This is a genomic window from Mesorhizobium sp. W050, from assembly GCF_054719535.1.
In genome coordinates this window covers 395,065-411,464 of record NZ_JBTTIH010000001.1, presented here as the reverse complement: position 1 = coordinate 411,464, position 16,400 = coordinate 395,065, and the positions used below count along the sequence as shown (strand labels likewise).

The window sequence follows — 16,400 nt, the reverse complement described above, 5'->3', positions numbered from 1 at the left end:
TCTCCGAGGCCGATGGAACAGCGACCGAGAATGCATCTGAAACGGCACGCAATCATGCTGGCTTCGGCCTTGGCGGCGCCTTTTGCCGCCGTCGGAGCGGCTGGCGCGCATCCTCATGTCTTCGCCGAGGCCCGCCTCGACGTGATCCTCTCTCCGGATCACCAAAGTGTGAAAGCGCTGCGTCACCTCTGGCGTTTCGATGATCTGTTTTCGAGTACGGTGATGATGGAGTTCGACAAGAACTCCGACCTGAAGCTTGACGACAAGGAGCTGAAGGATGTCGCCGACACCGTTCATGCCTCGCTGGCCGAGTTCAATTATTTCCAGCTCGTCACCGTCGACGGCAAGGACGTGCCGATGACGCCGCCACCGCATCTTATGGCCAATTTCGAAAACGACCAGCTGATCATCCTGTTCGAATCCGAACCCAAGATGCCGATCAAGCTCGCCGGCAAGATCGATTTCGGCGTCTACGATCCAACCTTCTATACGGCGATCGACTTCACCGAGGATAGCAACATCACGGTGGAAGGCCTGCCCTCGAACTGCACCAAGAGCGTCATCCGGCCCGACCCGGACGAGGCGATCAAGGAAAACCAGAAGACCCTGACGGACGCGTTCTTCAACGACCCGACAGGCACCGACATGAGCAAGATCTTCGCCACCAAGCTCGAACTGAATTGCCCGCCAGAAGGATATATCCGGTGATGAAACCGTCCCTGCGTTTGGCATTCGGCCTCGTGGCCGCTGCCCTGCTGATGACGCACTTTCTCGGGCAGGCCCATGCCCAGAGCTCACTCGGCATCGGTGTCAATGACGGCATGGCGCCCACCACCGGCCCGTTCGCCCACATCCTGATGTGGATCAATCTGCGCCAGCAGGAATTCTACCGCGCATTGGCCACGGCGATGAAAGCAATGCGCGAGGACGGCAGCAAGATGTGGCTGCTGATCGGCCTGTCCTTCGCCTACGGCATTTTCCACGCCGCCGGCCCCGGCCACGGCAAGGCGGTCATCTCGTCCTACATGGTGGCCAATGAAGTGGCGCTCAGGCGCGGTATCCTGCTGTCCTTCGTCTCGGCGCTGCTGCAGGGCCTGACCGCGATCCTGGTGATGCTGCTTGCCTATTTCGTCCTGCGCGGCACCGCCATCTCGATGACCGACGCAGCCTGGTTCATGGAGATCATGAGCTATGTCTTCGTCACTCTGTTCGGCGCCTGGCTGCTGTGGCGCAAGCTTGGGCCCACGGTCCAGCGCTGGTTCGGCAGGGCGCCCGCCTACAGCCTGTCGGCAGCCCACGCCGGTCATTCCCATAGCGGCCATTCGCATGCCGGTCACAGCCACGCGGCGCAGGCGCATTCGCACGCCTTGCATGTGCATCACGACCATTCGCATGATCATCACGCAGCGCACGACGACGACACGCACGATCATTCCCATCACGACCACGCCCATCACGATCACGCCGCTCACGATCACCCAGCCGGCGAGGTCTGCGACACATGCGGCCATTCGCATGCGCCCGATCCGGCGCTGCTGTCGGGCGATCGCTTCGACTGGCGCACGGCCTGGTCGGCAGTAGCCGCCGTCGGCATCCGTCCCTGCTCCGGCGCGCTGATTGTGCTCAGCTTCGCGCTGCTCAACGGCCTGTGGCTCGGCGGCCTGCTCTCGGTGCTGGCGATGTCGATCGGCACCGCCATCACAGTCTCGGCGCTGGCGACGATCGCGGTGACAGCCAAGAACTGGGCGGTCTATTTCGCCGGCGATGGCCGCATGGGCAACCGCATCCACACAGTCGTCGAAATCGGCGGCGCCGCCTTCGTCTTCCTGTTCGGGCTGTTGCTGTTGTCGGCGAGCCTGTCCGGAGCTGTGTGACCTCGGCGGGTCAGGCCTGACCCGCGATATCTCCGCCCAGCTCATCCTCGATATGAGCGCGGATGATTTCATCGAAACTGTTTTCGGCGCTGAAGCCGAGGCCCCTTGCACGGCGCGCCTCGAAGCGCGTCGGCCAGCCCTTGACGATCGCCCAGATCGTTTCGTCGGGCTCCTCACGGATCAGGCTCGCCACCTCGGCGCCTGCAGTGCGCTCCAGCGCCTCGATCTGCTCGCCGACGGTGACGGCAACGCCGGGCATGGTGAGGTTGCGGCGCGGCCCGACAGCGGCACCGTCGAGCCCAGCGGCATGGATCAGGAAGTTCACCGCCGAACGCGGGCTGGCATGGGTATGCAGCACCGAACGCGGCACCGGCAGGATCGCCTCCTGCCCGGCGAGCGGCTCGCGGATGATGCCGGAGAAAAAGCCCGAAGCCGCCTTGTTCGGCTTGCCCGGCCGCACACAGATGGTCGGCAGCCTTATGCCGATGCCGTCGAAGAAGCCGCGCCTGGAATAGTCGGCAAGCAGCGCTTCGCTCATCTGCTTCTGCGTGCCGTAGGAGGTCAGCGGCGTCGGGTGGAAATCGTCCGGGATCACATCCGGGAACGGCGCGCCGAACACCGCGATCGACGAGGTAAAGACGAGGCGCGGCGAAAAGCCCGCCAGCCGCACGGCGTCGAACAGCGCCCGTGTGCCGTCGAGATTGACGCGGTAGCCGAGATCGAAATTGGCTTCCGCCTCACCCGACACGATGCCGGCGAGATGGAACATGACGTCGGGGCGTGAGGCGACCAGGCTCTCGGCAGCACCGGCATCGGCAAGGTCGCCGGTATGCGTGGCGATGCTGACGCCGTCCATCGCCGGCGCCTGCGGCGGCACGATGTCGTGCAGGTCGAGCCCGGTGATCTTGCGGCCGTTGAGCGTGCCGTCCTTGGCCAGCCGGTCGACAAGTTTGCGGCCGACCATGCCGGCGGCGCCAGTAATCAGGATGCGCATTTCAAAGCCTCTTATTTGCCCTTGTCTGGCTGCGGCCCCGCAACCAGAACACCAGAAAGAATGCCAGCACGAAGGCGATGCCGACGATGCCGGCAAGTACGGTCGAGACATTGCCGACGGCCAGCATCACGGTCGGCAGATAGAACGCCGCGATGCCGAACAGCAGCATGATCCAGGCTGCGGCAATCAGCGCGTTTCGCGTGTCGCGATCCATCATGCCGTCCCGCCACAGCGGGAACTCGTCAACTCGGATGCCAATGCCATGAAATTCCCTGTCAGTGATAATGGCCGTGATGCGGTGGCGCACCATGGTCGTGGTCATGATCGTGCTCGTCATGGCTGTCGGCGCACTGGCCGAATTCCGGTTCGACCGTCGCGTGGCTGATGCCGTGTTCGGCGGCGAGCCGCTTCTTGATGGCGCTGACCGCCTGGTGCGGATCGACGCCATCGTTGAGGCAGGCATGCAGCGTCGCCATGTTGCTCGACCCGTCCAGCGACCAGACATGCATATGGTGCACCTCGCGCACGCCCTTGATCGTACCGGCAATATCCTTGGCGATGAGATCGCGGTCGAGCCTTGCCGGCACGCCTTCGAGCAGCACATGGGCGGCTTCGCGCATCAGCGACCATGCGGTGGACAGGATCAGCAGGGAGACCAGCACCGACAGGATCGGATCGATCGGCGTCCAGCCGGTGGCCAGGATGACCAGCGCCGCCACGATCGCCGCCGCCGAACCGAGCAGGTCGCCCAGCACATGCAGGATGGCGCCGCGCATGTTGAGGCTGTCGTGGTCGCCGCCATGCAGCACGAAGAACGAGGCGAAGTTTACCAGAAGGCCGGCGATCGCCACCACCAGCATCGGCCCGCCCAGCACCGGCGCCGGCGTCATCAGCCGGCCCCAGGCTTCGTAGACGATCCACAGCGCAATGGCGAAGATGGCAATGCCGTTGGTGTAGGCAACCAGCGTCTTGACTCGGCCGAAGCCGTAGGTGAGGCGCACCGTCGCCGGCCGCCCGCCAAGATGGAAGGCGTACCAGGCAAGGCCAAGCGCAATCGAGTCGGCGAGCATGTGGCCGGCGTCGGCCAGCAGCGCCAGCGATCCCGTCAAAAGGCCGCCAAGCCCTTCGGCCACCATGAAGCCGGCGGTCAGGCAGGCTGCGATCAGCACACGCTTCTTGTCGGTCGAGCCATGCACGTGGCCGGCGCCATGCCCAGCATGCGAACCATGATCATGGCTGTGCGCCATCGAAAAAAACTCCTGTTACGCGCCGAACTCGGCGCGGAAATCCTCGAGCCGCCGCTTCTGCCGGCCTTCGCCATCGAAATTGGCAGGATCGAGCCATGCCTCATAGGCTTTGCGCAGCGCCGGCCATTCCTTGTCGATGATCGAGTACCATGCCGTATCGCGGTTTTCACCCTTGACCACAAGATGCTGGCGGAAAATGCCCTCGAACTTGAAGCCGAACCGTTCCGCCGCGCGCTTCGAAGGGTCGTTGCGGTTGTTGCATTTCCACTCGTAGCGGCGATAGCCCAGCCCGTCGAAAATGTACTTCATGAACAGGAACTGCGCCTCGGTCGCTGCCGGCTTGCGCGAGATCAGTGGCCCCCAATAGATGTTGCCGATCTCGATGACGCCATAGGCAGGATCGATGCGCATCAGCGTCTGTCGCCCGGCGACCTTGCCGCTGGCCTTGTCGATGACGGCGAAGAACAGCGGATCCTCGCTCGCCTCGACCTTGTCCAGCCATGGCTGGAAATCGGCGCGGGTTTGCGGCGGGTGGTCGGGCAGCCAGGCAAAGCGTCCATCGATGTCGGGCACCGACGACGCCTCGTACAACCCATCGCCATGCTTTTCGGCGCTCAGCGGTTCGAGCCGGACATAGCGGCCGTCAATGGGCTTGCGCTCGGGCCGCGGACGCGCTTGCCAATCTTTGAGATTTTCCGACACGCAAAACTCCAATCCGTTTGACTTTTGTGAGCAGACGCTCACAAAAACGCGACCTAACAGCAAGAACCACACGGACGGGAAAAATGCTCCACACGATTTCGGCCTTCGACCGTCTCGGCGAGGAAAACGCCTTTGCCGTGCTGGCGCGGGCGACCGCACTGGCTCAACAGGGCCGCGACATCGTCAATCTCGGCATCGGCCAGCCCGACTTCAAAACGCCGCAGCACATTGTCGAGGCCGCGATCAAGGCGCTGCGCGACGGTCACCATGGCTACACCCCGGCCAACGGCCTGCTGGCGACGCGCGAAGCGGTGGTGCGGCGCACGCTGGCCACCACCGGCGTCGAGGTCTCGCCGGAAAATGTGATGATCCTGCCCGGCGGCAAGCCGACCATGTTCGCGGCCATCTTGATGTTCGGCGAACCCGGCGCCGAGATCCTCTATCCAGACCCAGGCTTTCCGATCTACCGCTCGATGATCGAGTTCACCGGCGCCGCGCCCATTCCGGTGCCGATCCGCGAGGAGAACGGCTTTGCCTTCTCGGCAGAAGAGACGCTGGCGCTGATCACGTCGAAGACGAGGCTCCTGATCCTCAACTCACCGGCCAACCCGACCGGCGGCGTCACGCCGCGCGCCGAGATCGAGAAGCTGGTGAAGGGACTGCAAGCGCATCCGCAGGTCGCTATCCTCTCCGACGAAATCTACGACGTCATGACCTATGACGGCGAGACGCATTTTTCGCTGCTCAATTTTCCGGAAATTCGCGACCGGCTGATCGTGCTCAACGGCTGGTCGAAGACATGGGCGATGACCGGCTGGCGCATGGGCTGGTCGATCTGGCCGAATGGCGACAAGGGCGCGCATCTCTACGACAAGGTGCGCAAGCTGGCGGTCAATTGCTGGTCCTGCGTCAACGCGCCGAGCCAGTTCGCCGGCATCTCCGCCATCGACGGCCCCCAGGACGATGTCGACAAGATGATGCGCGCCTTCGACAACCGCAGGAAGATCGTGGTCGAGGGGCTGAACGCGCTGCCCGGCGTCTCCTGCATCACGCCCAAGGGCGCATTCTATGCCTTCCCGAATGTTTCGAAGACCGGCTGGAAGGCCAAGAAGCTCGCCTCGGCACTGCTCGAGGAGGCCGGCGTGGCGCTGATCGGCGGCCCCGATTTCGGCATTCTCGGCGAAGGCTACATCAGGCTCTCCTACGCCAATTCCGAAGAGAACATCTTGCGCGCGCTGGAGCGGATCGAGTCGTTTTTGAAGAGGTAGGCCTTCGGCTCTTCACCCACGCCCCACGAACGGCATCTTGGTCGCCATCACCGTCATGAACAGCACATTGGCATCGAGCGGCAGGCTGGCCATGTGGACGACGGCGTCGGCGACGCGCTGGACGTCCATCACCGCTTCGGCGGCGATGGTACCATTGGCCTGCGGCACGCCGACCGTCATTGCGTGCGCCATATCGGTCAGCGCGTTGCCTATGTCGATCTGGCCGCAGGCGATGTCATGGGGCCGGCCGTCGAGCGCCAGCGTCTTGGTCAGCCCCGATATGGCGTGCTTGGTCGCGGTATAGGGCACCGAGCCCGGCCGTGGCGCATAGGCCGACACAGAGCCATTGTTGATGATGCGGCCGCCCATTGGCTTTTGCTTGCGCATGACGCCGAAGGCGGCGCGGGCGCATAGGAACGATCCGGTGAGATTGACGCCGACAATATCGTTCCAGACCTCGACCGGGATCTCGTCGATCGGCGTCGACTTGTAGCTCATGCCGGCATTGTTGAAGAGCAGGTCGACGCGGCCGAAGGCTGCGGCCACCGTCTCGAACAGGTCATCGACTTCGCCGGCCTTGCTGATGTCGCAGGCAACCGCCAGCGCCTTGGCGTCCGTTTTCCCGGCCTCGGTAATGGCGGCATCGAGCACCGCTTTGCGGCGGCCGCAAAACACCGTGTTCCAGCCCGCCTTGAGCAGCGCCGTGGCGACGCTCTTGCCGATGCCGGTGCCGGCGCCGGTAACAATGGCGGTTTTCTCTGTGAGGACTGTCATGATTTTGCTCCTGCGCGCCGCGCATCCCCGGCACAGATCGGGGTGCATCCGAATGCACCGACCCATCGCAAATGAAGGCGATCATGGCAAGTCGGACACTAATGCATGTCGCTCAAAAGTGGCCCCGGTTCTGAGAGAACGACATGCATCCGGACAAAAACATGAAGCGCCACGCGCTTTATGTGATCGGTCCGACAAAAAGGGCGGTCATTGGCGACCGCCCCCTGATCTGAACCGGGCTTGGGAGGAGGAAAAGCCGATCCGACTAACTAAAATCATGCGCTTCCTCGGTAAACGAGAAGTTAACGCTTTTCCCGCCGCGGCTGCGTTGTCTACCAGCGCGGGTTCGGCGCCGTGCCTGACGGAACCGGCACCTTGGCCGCCGACACCGTCGCCTCGACATGATCGACGAGCGCATCCGGCAGGCCGAGCCGGCCGGCGAGCAGGTCGAGATAGCCGCGTTCGGCGCGCGTATCGGGGTCGATCGTCAGTCGGGACGCCGTGTAGAGCTCGAGCCTCTGCTCATCGGTCTTGGCGCCTGCGACCAGCGTATCGAGGTCGAGCGGGCTGTCCAGCTCGGCCATCAGAAACTTTTCCGCTTCCGTGCCGATGCCGGCCAGACTGAGCTTGCCGGCGATCTTTTGGCGTTCCGCGTCATCGACATGGCCATCGGCCTTGGCCGCCGAGATCATCGCCCGCACCAGGGTCAGCGTGAACTCGTCCTCCCCCTGTGGCGCCTGTGAAGGATGAAAGCCGGTGTCGGCGGGCGGCGGCAGCAATTCCGGCTGGCCGGCCGCCGGCGCCTGCTCGGGTGCATTGCCGGCCTTGTAATTCTGGTAGGCCTTGTAGGCGAGACCGCCGATCGCAGCCAGTCCGCCGAGCTTCACGGCCGTGCCGGTGACCTGCCGTCCCGTGCCGGTTCCAAGCAGCACCGCGGCCAGCGCACCGGCGGCCAGCGGATTGTCCTTGGCCATCTGCACAGCCTGCCCGGCCTTGTCGCGAACGGTGCCGGTTGTGCCGGGAACTTGCGAGCCGAGCAGATCGTCGAGAAGCTTCTTGGGGTCGAACATGGTGCCTCCAGAAAAGGGCCCGCGCCAACGTGGACGGGCAGGTTTTGGACGTTGCAGACGTAGGTCCCGATTGTTGACATTACAATGACGGACCGGCGCTTTGCTATCGGCGCCGGCAATGCCGCAAATCAAATTCGATGTGTCGAAACCCGCCTCGGCTTCGGTTAGTGTCGCCGCAACGTCGGCGAGGGAGGAGTTTTGCCGTGACCGATCAGCCAGACCGCGACCAAGCACGAGATCCCCAGGATCTGGAGCGCCTGCTAATTGATCGGCAATGGGCGGGAGACATTGAGGGCATGGTAGCGCTGTTCGAACCCGATGCCGTCATCGACACCGGAGCAGCCGAATTGACGCGTGGCCATGAGGCGATCCGCGCTTTGTTCGAAGCCTTTGCCGCGAGCTGGCGAAAATTCCAGCGCGGCGAGCAGCGCCCGGCGGCCATTAACGGCGACCTCGGGTCGACCAGGCTTGCCGACGGCTCGATAACCTCAGAGGTCGCGCGCCGGCAGGCCGACGGCACATGGCTGTGGGTGATCGACCGCTATTCTGTCGTGTGGTGATCCAGTCAGGGCGTCGGCGGCACTTAACTGCCGATATGTCCCCTGCCCTGCGCCTGCGCAAGTTCGACCTGGCGCTGGCGCTCGGCATAGCGGGTGCGATCCTCATCCGAGCGTGCCTCGTAGCAATGCGGGCATGACACGCCGGTGGAAAAATGCGGCGACAGCCGGTTCTCCGGCGTCAGCGGATGCCGGCAGGCGCGGCAGAGTTCGGCCTCGCCTTCGGTCAACCCATGCGACACCGAGACCCGCTCGTCGAAGACGAAACACTCGCCCTGCCACAGGCTGTCTTCGGCCGGCACCTCTTCAAGATATCTGAGGATGCCGCCCTTGAGATGGAACACATCCTCGAAGCCGAGCGACTTCACATAGGCCGTCGCCTTTTCGCAGCGGATGCCGCCGGTGCAGAACATCGCAACCTTGCGGCCGTCGAGTTGGTCGCGGTGTTTTTCCACCCAGGCCGGGAATTCGCGAAAGCTCGACGTGCGCGGGTCCACCGCGCCCTCGAACGTCCCGATCGACACTTCGTACGCGTTGCGTGTGTCGATGACGATGGTGCCGGGGTCCGAGATCAGCGCGTTCCAGTCGGCCGGCGCGACATAGGTCCCCGCACCCGTCGCCGGGTCGAGGTCTTCGACGCCCATGGTGACGATCTCGCGCTTCAGCCGCACCTTCATGCGATGGAACGGCATTTCGGCGGCAGTGCTGTATTTGACCTCGAGATCGGCAAGACCCTCGATGGCCTCGAGATAAGCGATCAGGTCGGCTATGTCGGCTTCGCTGCCGGCGACCGTGCCGTTAATGCCCTCCTGCGCCAGAAGCAGCGTGCCCTTGATGCCGCGCCCGCAGCAGAAGGCGGCAAGCGGCGTGCGCAAGACCCGCAGCGCGTCGAAGTCGCCCAGCCTCGCAAATTTGTAGAGCGCGGCGACGCGCAGGGGTTCATGGTTGGTCATCGCCAAGCCACTAGACCGTGGTCAAAGCGGATTCAAGGCAGAGCTAAAGACACTTCGTCGGTATTCGCCCGCAGGCTCGTTGGCCGACATGTGACATCGCGGCAGGCCGGGTTTCGTGGACTCGGAATCGGCCTTCTGCTAATCGGTTGAAATCACCCAGGGAGAGAAAAGCCAATGCCCAGCAAGACCGAAAAGCTCCTGTCGCTGCTCAATGGCCAGCCGGTCATTCCGGTGCTGAAGATCGCCAATGTCGCGGACGCCGTCCCGCTCGCCCGGGCGCTGGCCGCCGGCGGCCTGCCGGCGATCGAGATCACGTTGAGAACCGCCGATGCGCTGGAAGCGATCCGCCGCGTGGCCGGTGAGGTCGAGGGCGCCATTGTCGGCGCCGGCACAATTCTCGATGCCAAGCAGTTCGACCAGGCAGCGGCGGCTGGCTCGAAGTTCATCGTCAGCCCCGGCATCACGCGCGAGTTGCTGGCGGCGGCCAAGGACAGCGACGTTCCCTTGCTGCCCGGCGCCATCACGCCCGGCGAGATCATGGCTGCCCGCGAGGCCGGCCTGCGGTTCCTGAAATTCTTCCCGGCCGAACAATCCGGCGGCATCGCCTCGCTGAAGGCCTTTGCCTCGCCGCTGGCCGACGTGAAATTCTGCCCGACCGGCGGCATCTCGGCCAAGAACGCCGCCGACTATCTCAGCCTGTCCAACGTTATCTGCGTCGGCGGCTCGTGGGTGGCGCCGGACGAGTTGGTCAAGGCCGGCAAGTGGGATGAGATCGAGGCGCTCGCACAGAGCGCGAGCAAGCTCGGAAAATAACCTCCGCTACTTTATCTTTGCGCAATCCCAAGGGAAGCGCTCCGCGCTTTCCCGGGAAAATCACAGTGTTCCCGGAATTGCACTCGGCACAAAAACCCGCCAGCTGCGCCGACCGGGTTTGCTACGCGTTGAGATTTTGGTTCCCGCTCAAGGGCTCGAACCTCGATTCACGCCTTCAAAGGGCGCTGTCCTACCATTAGACGAAGCGGGAATGCAGGCTGGTGGTTAGCATTCCGGGACGCTAGAAGCCAGCGCTGGAGATTCGCCAACAGCAAAAAGCCGCGCGGGTTGCCCAGCGCGGCTTCGATGTTTACCCCGTCGAGCTCTTACTTCGTCTGGAAGCGGGCGACCGAAAGGAATTTCACGGCATTGCCGGTGAAGCGGTTGGCATCGGCCATCTGGTTGTCCGCCTGGAAGCCTGCGGTGTAGACCTCGCTCGGCGGCGTATGCACGATGTTGTAGGCATAGCGCGGCGCTGTCGTCGGGCTGGAAACGGTGGCGATGTTGTCGCCGCTGCTCAGCGCCCAGCGGGCCGCCTGCGGTTCGGCCGCCACCACCACTGCCTTCGGTCCTGGCTTCAGGTCGCGGGCCGAAGCCCTGGCTTCCTTGCGTGTCGTCTTGACGCCGGCGCCGATCACCGAGGCTGGATCGGTACCGGCGGGACGGGCAGCAATAGCGCCGCGCGGCGATGCGGCATCGACACCTGACGGATCGTTGAACGCAGAGCGCGGCTCAAGCGACGCAACCTGATAGTCGTCGGTAGCACCGGCTGTATCGGCGGCGCTGGCCTGTTCGAGAACCGCCTTGACCTCGTCCGGACGCTGCGACGGCAGCACCGAGAACGCGTCGGTTGCGGTCTGCTTGTGGGCAGCCGTATCGGCCAGCGCCAGCAGAACGCCCTTGTCCTGCGGCGCAAGCTCAGCCGGCGGCGAAGAGCGGTCGGGACGCCAGGTCGGCAACGGGACGTTGACCGCGACCTGCGCCGGAGCGGCAGCTTGATCGGCCCCCTGGTCGGCATTGCTCGCATCGGCCGTTCCGAACGGCACATTGGCCGGCGCCTGCGCCGTCGCCACCGTCTGTTCGGTGGTGGCATCGGCCACGCCGAACGGCACGGTCTCAGGTTGTTGCGCGCCGACATCGGCCTTCGGCCGCGGTGCGAAAGCGGGCAGCGGCACTTCCTTGGCGGGCAGCGCGGCGATGATCGTCTCCGGCGTGTCCTGCGGCTCCGCATCGTCAGCGCTGTCGTCGGCAAGCTGCGGAATGTTGGCGCGCTTGGCGTTCTGCGGCGACACGATCGCGATGCCAGGCAGATTGCTGTTGTTGTTGCTCGTGGCAGCCAGCACCGGCTTCACGCTTCTCGGCGGCGGCGCGGCGGTAGCGACATCGGCGCTGTCGTCGGCTTCGTCTTCACCGCCACCGCCAAAGAACGCGGACAGGAAGCCACCGGATTTCTTGGTGCTGCCGCCTGCGCTGGCCATCATGATGGCAGGAGAACCGGCGCCCTTGCGTGCCTTGTAGGAGGCGAGCGCTTGGTCATAACCCGGCAACGGCCTGCCGTCGCTCGGCACATGCAGCGTCTTGCCATTGGGGAACAGGCTGACCAGTTCCTGGCGGCTGATGCCTGGCCAATGCCGCACATTGCCGACGTCCATGTGGACGAAGGGCGAACCCGACGACGGATAGTAGCCGACGCCGCCGCCCTGCATCTTCAGGCCGATGTTGCGCAGCTTTTTCAGCGGCACACCCGGAATGTAGAAGTCCATCGCCTTGCCCAGCATATGCTGGCTTTCCTTGGCGACACCGCGGCTGCGGCTGCGCAGCATCGAATTGGTCGACGGCGAGCGATAGCCGCAAACGACCTGGATGTAGTCGGTGGCGCCGGCCTGCCGGTAAGCTTCCCACACCAGATCGAGCAGGCGCGGATCCATCTTGGTCGGTTCGTTGCGACGCCAGTCGCGCAGGATGATGTTGATCTTCCTGAGGCCTGCCGGATCGTAGCGGCCATTGCGCTTGTAGACGATCTCGGCCTTTTCGTGCGTGTGGAGGTGATAGAGCTTGAGCGAGCGCGTTTCAGCGCTAGCGCCGGCAGCAGTTGCGGCGAGGAAAGCGAACGCAACGATCAACGCTGCCAGCCATCTCGGCCAGACGCCCATGTGATCGCGCCGCCCGTTTCTGTGTCGTTCGACTTTGTTCAAATCAAAAGGCCTTGCAGGCTGCCGTTTGTCCCCGGATTTGTCCAAACGGATGCGTGGTTCTCACATCCGAATATCGATCCTAATGGTTAATCATCGCTTATTGAAGCCGAAATGCGGTAACACCGTGGCGATATCCCGTCAAAAATAATACACAGGATTTCTTGGTAAACTGCTGGTTTAGATCAAGATTCAGCCTTTTCCCGCTACACGATCTGTTACCGCTGGCCTTAATGCGTGAACAACGGCGTCGCATCAGCCATATTCCCGCCCCAACCCCTTATGCAGCGCCGGATGTGGCATGGCAAGCTGGTCCCGGCGTTGCGTTGGCAAGCTGTGGAATTCGGCGTTCAGGAGGCAAGGCGGTCGAGGCGGCCGGTTTCCGGGTCGATGCCGTATTCCTTGAGCTTGCGGTAGAGCGTCGAGCGGCCGATGCCGAGACGCCGTGCGACCTCGCTCATCTGGCCGTTGTAATGGTCGATGGCGAGCTTGATCATTTCGAGTTCGACATCGGCCAGCGCACGCACATTGCCACGCTCGTCCAGCGCCCTCAATGTGCCGAAACGCTGAAGCAACCTGGCCGGAGGGGCGAGCTCGGCAGCTGCCGTACCGGCGTCATCAGTCTGCGCGCCATCGCCTTGCGATCCGGTGCTCAAGGCCATGCCGGGGTCCGACAAGGACGCATCGGCGTCGAGATTGACGGTGCCGTCGACCTGCGCCCGGATCTGCGGAAATTCGTCAGTCGTGAGCACATCGCCTTCGGCAAGCACCGAGGCCCTGAACACGGCGTTTTCCAGCTGCCTGATGTTTCCCGGCCAATCATAGGCCTGCAGCATGGCCAGTGCGGCATCCGAGATGCCGTGCAGGCGATTGCCCGCCGGCGCCACCTTGTCCATGAAATGCTTGACCAGATAGGGGATGTCGTCGCGGCGGTCGCGCAGCGGCGGCACGACGATCGGGTAAACGTTGAGCCGGTAGAACAGGTCCTCGCGAAACTTGCCGTCCTTGACCTGCTGCAGAAGGTTGCGGTGCGTGGCCGAGATCAGCCTGATGTCGACCCTGACGGTGGAACGGCCACCGACCGGATCGACCTCGCCATCCTGCACGGCGCGCAACAGCTTGACCTGCACGTCGAGCGGCAGGTCGCCGATCTCATCCAGGAACAGCGTGCCCGAATGCGCCTCGACGAACTTGCCGGTGTGCTTTTCGGTGGCGCCGGTGAACGAGCCTTTTTCGTGACCGAACAGGATCGATTCGACCAGATTGTCGGGGATGGCGCCGCAATTGACGGTGACGAACGGTTTTGTGCGGCGTTCGCCGCTGCCCTGGATGGCGCGCGCCACCAATTCCTTGCCGACGCCTGATTCGCCCTCGATCAGGATCGGGATGTTGGAGGCCGCAGCCTTCTGGCCGAGGCGGATCACCCGGTCCATCGCCGGGCTGTGCGTGATCATGTCCTTGAAGGTCAGGTGGCCGCCGCGACGCCGCGACGTGCGCTTGACCTCGTCCTCGACCGCCTCGACCTTGAGCGCGTTGCCGATCGCGGTCTGCAGCCGGTCGGGAGACGCCGGCTTGACGACAAAATCGAAGGCGCCGTGGCGCATCGCCGAAACCACCGTTTCGATGCCGCCCTGCGCAGTCTGCACGATGACGGGAACAGTGATGCCGCGCTCGCGCATCGCCTTCAGCACGCCGATGCCGTCGAGGCCCGGCATGACAAGGTCGAGGATGACTGCCGAAATATCCCTCGCATTGGGTCCGTCAAGCGCGCTCAGACCGGCCTCGCCGCCATCGGCAACGATGGCGCTGTGGCCGAATTTCGTCACCGCCGCCTCGAGCAGCCGGCGCTGCACGGGATCGTCATCGACTATAAGAATGGAACCTGTCATGACTGATTTGAGTTGCCCGCCTTGGGAAATTCCCATGGATCATCTTGGCACAGGGTTCTAAACAAGGTTTCAAAAAACCCGGTGAACGAATTCCTTAGGATTTGACCGGCTTGTCCTTTCCCCTTGATTCCAGAAGGTAATTGTTGATGAGCAGGATTCTCGGTCGGCAGCTTGCGGCGGTAGCGTCCGGTCAGGGCGCGGCGGAACTCGGCGACCTGCCGGAATGGAATCTCGCCGATCTTTATTCCGGCATGGAGGCGCCCGAACTGAAGCGCGACCTTGCCAAGGCGGCGGCCGATGCCGTCGCCTTCGAGAACCGCTGGAAGGGCACGCTGGCTGCGGAGGCCGAGCGCGGCAGCGCCGGCAGGCTTGGCGAGGCGCTGACAGCCTATGAGGCGCTGGAGGAACTGATCGGCCGCATCGTCTCCTATGCCGGCCTGATCTATGCCGGCAACACCGCCGATCCGCAGCGCGCAAAGCTCTATGGCGACATCCAGGAGAAGATGACCGACGCCAGCGCGCATCTTCTGTTCTTCGCGCTGGAGCTGAACCTGATCGACGACAAGGCGCTCGAAGCAGCCCTCGCCGCCGACGCCGGCTTTGCCCATTACCGCCCCTGGGTGCTCGACCTCAGAATGGACAAGCCCTACCAGCTCGAGGACCGGGTCGAGCAGCTGTTCCATGAGAAATCGATCACCGGACGCGGTGCCTGGAACCGGCTGTTCGACGAGACGATGACCGATCTGCGCTTCGACATAGACGGCGAGGAACTGACGCTGGAGCCGGCGCTGAACCGCCTGCAGGACGCCGATGGGGAGGTCCGCCGCCGCGCCTCCGAAGCGCTGGCCGCAACCTTCCGCAAGAGCCTGCGCACCTTCACGCTGATCACCAACACGCTGGCCAAGGACAAGGAGATTTCCGACCGCTGGCGCGGCTTCGAGGACATCGCCGATTCACGCCATCTCGCCAACCGCGTCGAGCGCAGCGTGGTCGATGCGCTGGCGTCGGCCGTGCGCGAGGCCTATCCGCGCCTGTCTCATCGCTACTACGCGCTGAAGGCGCGCTGGCTCGGCATGGAGGTGATGAACCACTGGGACCGCAACGCCCCCTTGCCCGAAACGCCGCAGGCCGTGATCCCTTGGGACGACGCCAGGAACACCGTGCTGTCGGCCTATCAGCGCTTTTCCCCCGATATGGCGGAGATCGCCCGCGTCTTCTTCGACCGCAACTGGATCGACGCGCCGGTCAGGCCCGGCAAGTCGCCCGGCGCCTTCGCCCATCCGACCGTGCCTTCGGCGCACCCTTACGTGCTGCTCAACTACATGGGCAAGCCGCGCGATGTGATGACGCTGGCGCATGAACTCGGCCACGGCGTGCATCAGGTGCTGGCCGGCGGCCAGGGCGCCCTGATGGCTTCGACGCCGCTGACTTTGGCCGAGACGGCCTCAGTATTCGGCGAGATGCTGACCTTCCGTTCGCTGCTCGACCAGACCACCGACAAGCGCGAGCGCAAGGCGATGCTCGCCCAGAAGGTCGAGGACATGATCAACACGGTCGTGCGCCAGATCGCCTTCTACGAGTTCGAGCGCAAAGTGCATGCAGAGCGCAAGAACGGCGAACTGACCTCCGACAAGCTCGGCCAGTTCTGGCTCGAGGTGCAGGCCGAAAGCCTGGGGCCGGCGATCAAGCTGCGCGAGGGCTATGAGGTCTTCTGGACCTACATCCCGCACTTCGTCCACTCCCCCTTCTACGTCTACGCCTATGCCTTTGGCGACTGCCTGGTGAACTCGCTCTACGCGGTCTACCAGAACGCCGAGCATGGCTTCCAGGACAAGTATTTCGAGATGCTGCGCGCTGGTGGCACCAAGCATCACTCCGAACTTCTCGCCCCCTTCGGCCTCGACGCCACCGACCCCGCCTTCTGGCAGATCGGGCTTGGCGTGATCGGCGGCCTGATCGACGAGTTGGAAGCGCTCGACAGTTAATGCGCGCACCCATTGGACCGATGGCGCAGAGTGGCAGGTTCAGGAGCGGCCTCGACTTTGCAGAATCGCAGAACAGTTTAGC

The 16,400-nt window shown here is 63.8% G+C and carries 15 protein-coding genes and 1 tRNA gene; 6 read left to right on the top strand and 10 right to left on the bottom strand.

Annotation, left to right across the window (positions count from 1 at the left end; translation table 11 throughout):
* The first annotated feature begins 30 nt into the window (after positions 1 to 30).
* Positions 31 to 708: a DUF1007 family protein gene (locus ACYG9Y_RS01925; RefSeq protein ID WP_023737661.1), complete on the top strand. Its 678-nt coding sequence runs from the start codon at positions 31 to 33 to the stop codon at positions 706 to 708.
* Entirely contained in the window at positions 708 to 1,874 is a 1,167-nt protein-coding gene (locus ACYG9Y_RS01920) for a nickel/cobalt transporter (protein ID WP_032923663.1), read from the top strand. The genes ACYG9Y_RS01925 and ACYG9Y_RS01920 overlap by 1 nt, the downstream gene beginning before the upstream one ends.
* Positions 1,875 to 1,884: 10 nt before the next feature.
* On the opposite strand, the gene denD is transcribed toward ACYG9Y_RS01920, so the two are convergent.
* From denD to ACYG9Y_RS01900, 4 genes are read right to left on the bottom strand one after another with little or no spacing between them, the layout of a single operon-like run.
* Entirely contained in the window at positions 1,885 to 2,868 is a 984-nt protein-coding gene (gene denD, locus ACYG9Y_RS01915) for a D-erythronate dehydrogenase (protein ID WP_023737659.1), read from the bottom strand.
* Between the two features lies 1 nt (position 2,869).
* Positions 2,870 to 3,085, bottom strand: a complete 216-nt coding sequence (locus ACYG9Y_RS01910; RefSeq protein WP_023737658.1) for a hypothetical protein — start codon at positions 3,083 to 3,085, stop codon at positions 2,870 to 2,872.
* Between the two features lie 58 nt (positions 3,086 to 3,143).
* Positions 3,144 to 4,115, bottom strand: a complete 972-nt coding sequence (locus ACYG9Y_RS01905; RefSeq protein ID WP_023737657.1) for a cation diffusion facilitator family transporter — start codon at positions 4,113 to 4,115, stop codon at positions 3,144 to 3,146.
* A gap of 15 nt (positions 4,116 to 4,130) precedes the next feature.
* On the bottom strand, positions 4,131 to 4,817 hold the full coding sequence (locus tag ACYG9Y_RS01900; RefSeq protein ID WP_023737656.1) for a GNAT family N-acetyltransferase: 687 nt from the start codon (positions 4,815 to 4,817) through the stop codon (positions 4,131 to 4,133).
* Between the two features lie 83 nt (positions 4,818 to 4,900).
* On the opposite strand from ACYG9Y_RS01900, the gene ACYG9Y_RS01895 reads away from it, so the two are divergent.
* A complete protein-coding gene (locus ACYG9Y_RS01895; protein ID WP_023737655.1) occupies positions 4,901 to 6,085 on the top strand; it encodes a pyridoxal phosphate-dependent aminotransferase in 1,185 nt (394 codons plus the stop codon).
* A 12-nt stretch (positions 6,086 to 6,097) separates the two neighbouring features.
* Here ACYG9Y_RS01895 and ACYG9Y_RS01890 read toward each other — a convergent pair whose 3' ends face one another.
* Together ACYG9Y_RS01890 and ACYG9Y_RS01885 are read right to left on the bottom strand one after the other, a co-directional pair.
* A complete protein-coding gene (locus ACYG9Y_RS01890; RefSeq protein WP_023737654.1) occupies positions 6,098 to 6,859 on the bottom strand; it encodes an SDR family oxidoreductase in 762 nt (253 codons plus the stop codon).
* A 332-nt stretch (positions 6,860 to 7,191) separates the two neighbouring features.
* Positions 7,192 to 7,929: a tellurite resistance TerB family protein gene (locus ACYG9Y_RS01885; RefSeq protein ID WP_023671935.1), complete on the bottom strand. Its 738-nt coding sequence runs from the start codon at positions 7,927 to 7,929 to the stop codon at positions 7,192 to 7,194.
* 203 nt (positions 7,930 to 8,132) lie between these two features.
* Between ACYG9Y_RS01885 and ACYG9Y_RS01880 the strand changes: the two genes are divergently transcribed.
* On the top strand, positions 8,133 to 8,489 hold the full coding sequence (locus ACYG9Y_RS01880) for a YybH family protein (protein ID WP_023737653.1): 357 nt from the start codon (positions 8,133 to 8,135) through the stop codon (positions 8,487 to 8,489).
* A 23-nt stretch (positions 8,490 to 8,512) separates the two neighbouring features.
* Here the strand turns inward: ACYG9Y_RS01880 and trhO are convergent, their stop codons facing one another.
* Complete coding sequence (gene trhO, locus ACYG9Y_RS01875) at positions 8,513 to 9,439, bottom strand: oxygen-dependent tRNA uridine(34) hydroxylase TrhO (protein WP_023737652.1); 927 nt, start codon at positions 9,437 to 9,439, stop codon at positions 8,513 to 8,515.
* Positions 9,440 to 9,613: 174 nt separating this feature from the next.
* Here trhO and ACYG9Y_RS01870 point away from each other — a divergent pair, with 174 nt between their 5' ends.
* Positions 9,614 to 10,252, top strand: coding sequence for a 2-dehydro-3-deoxy-phosphogluconate aldolase (locus tag ACYG9Y_RS01870; protein WP_023671938.1), 639 nt, complete (start codon positions 9,614 to 9,616; stop codon positions 10,250 to 10,252).
* Between the two features lie 137 nt (positions 10,253 to 10,389).
* Here the strand turns inward: ACYG9Y_RS01870 and ACYG9Y_RS01865 are convergent.
* From ACYG9Y_RS01865 to ACYG9Y_RS01855, 3 genes are all read right to left on the bottom strand, one after another.
* Positions 10,390 to 10,463, bottom strand: a tRNA-Gln gene (locus ACYG9Y_RS01865).
* 115 nt (positions 10,464 to 10,578) lie between these two features.
* Positions 10,579 to 12,405, bottom strand: coding sequence for a DUF882 domain-containing protein (locus tag ACYG9Y_RS01860; RefSeq protein WP_023686395.1), 1,827 nt, complete (start codon positions 12,403 to 12,405; stop codon positions 10,579 to 10,581).
* Positions 12,406 to 12,794: 389 nt separating this feature from the next.
* Positions 12,795 to 14,333 (bottom strand): sigma-54-dependent transcriptional regulator, encoded by a 1,539-nt coding sequence (locus ACYG9Y_RS01855; RefSeq protein ID WP_023686396.1) that lies wholly within the window; start codon positions 14,331 to 14,333, stop codon positions 12,795 to 12,797.
* A 146-nt stretch (positions 14,334 to 14,479) separates the two neighbouring features.
* Between ACYG9Y_RS01855 and ACYG9Y_RS01850 the strand changes: the two genes are divergently transcribed.
* A complete protein-coding gene (locus ACYG9Y_RS01850) occupies positions 14,480 to 16,318 on the top strand; it encodes a M3 family oligoendopeptidase (RefSeq protein ID WP_023737651.1) in 1,839 nt (612 codons plus the stop codon).
* Positions 16,319 to 16,400 lie beyond the last annotated feature (82 nt).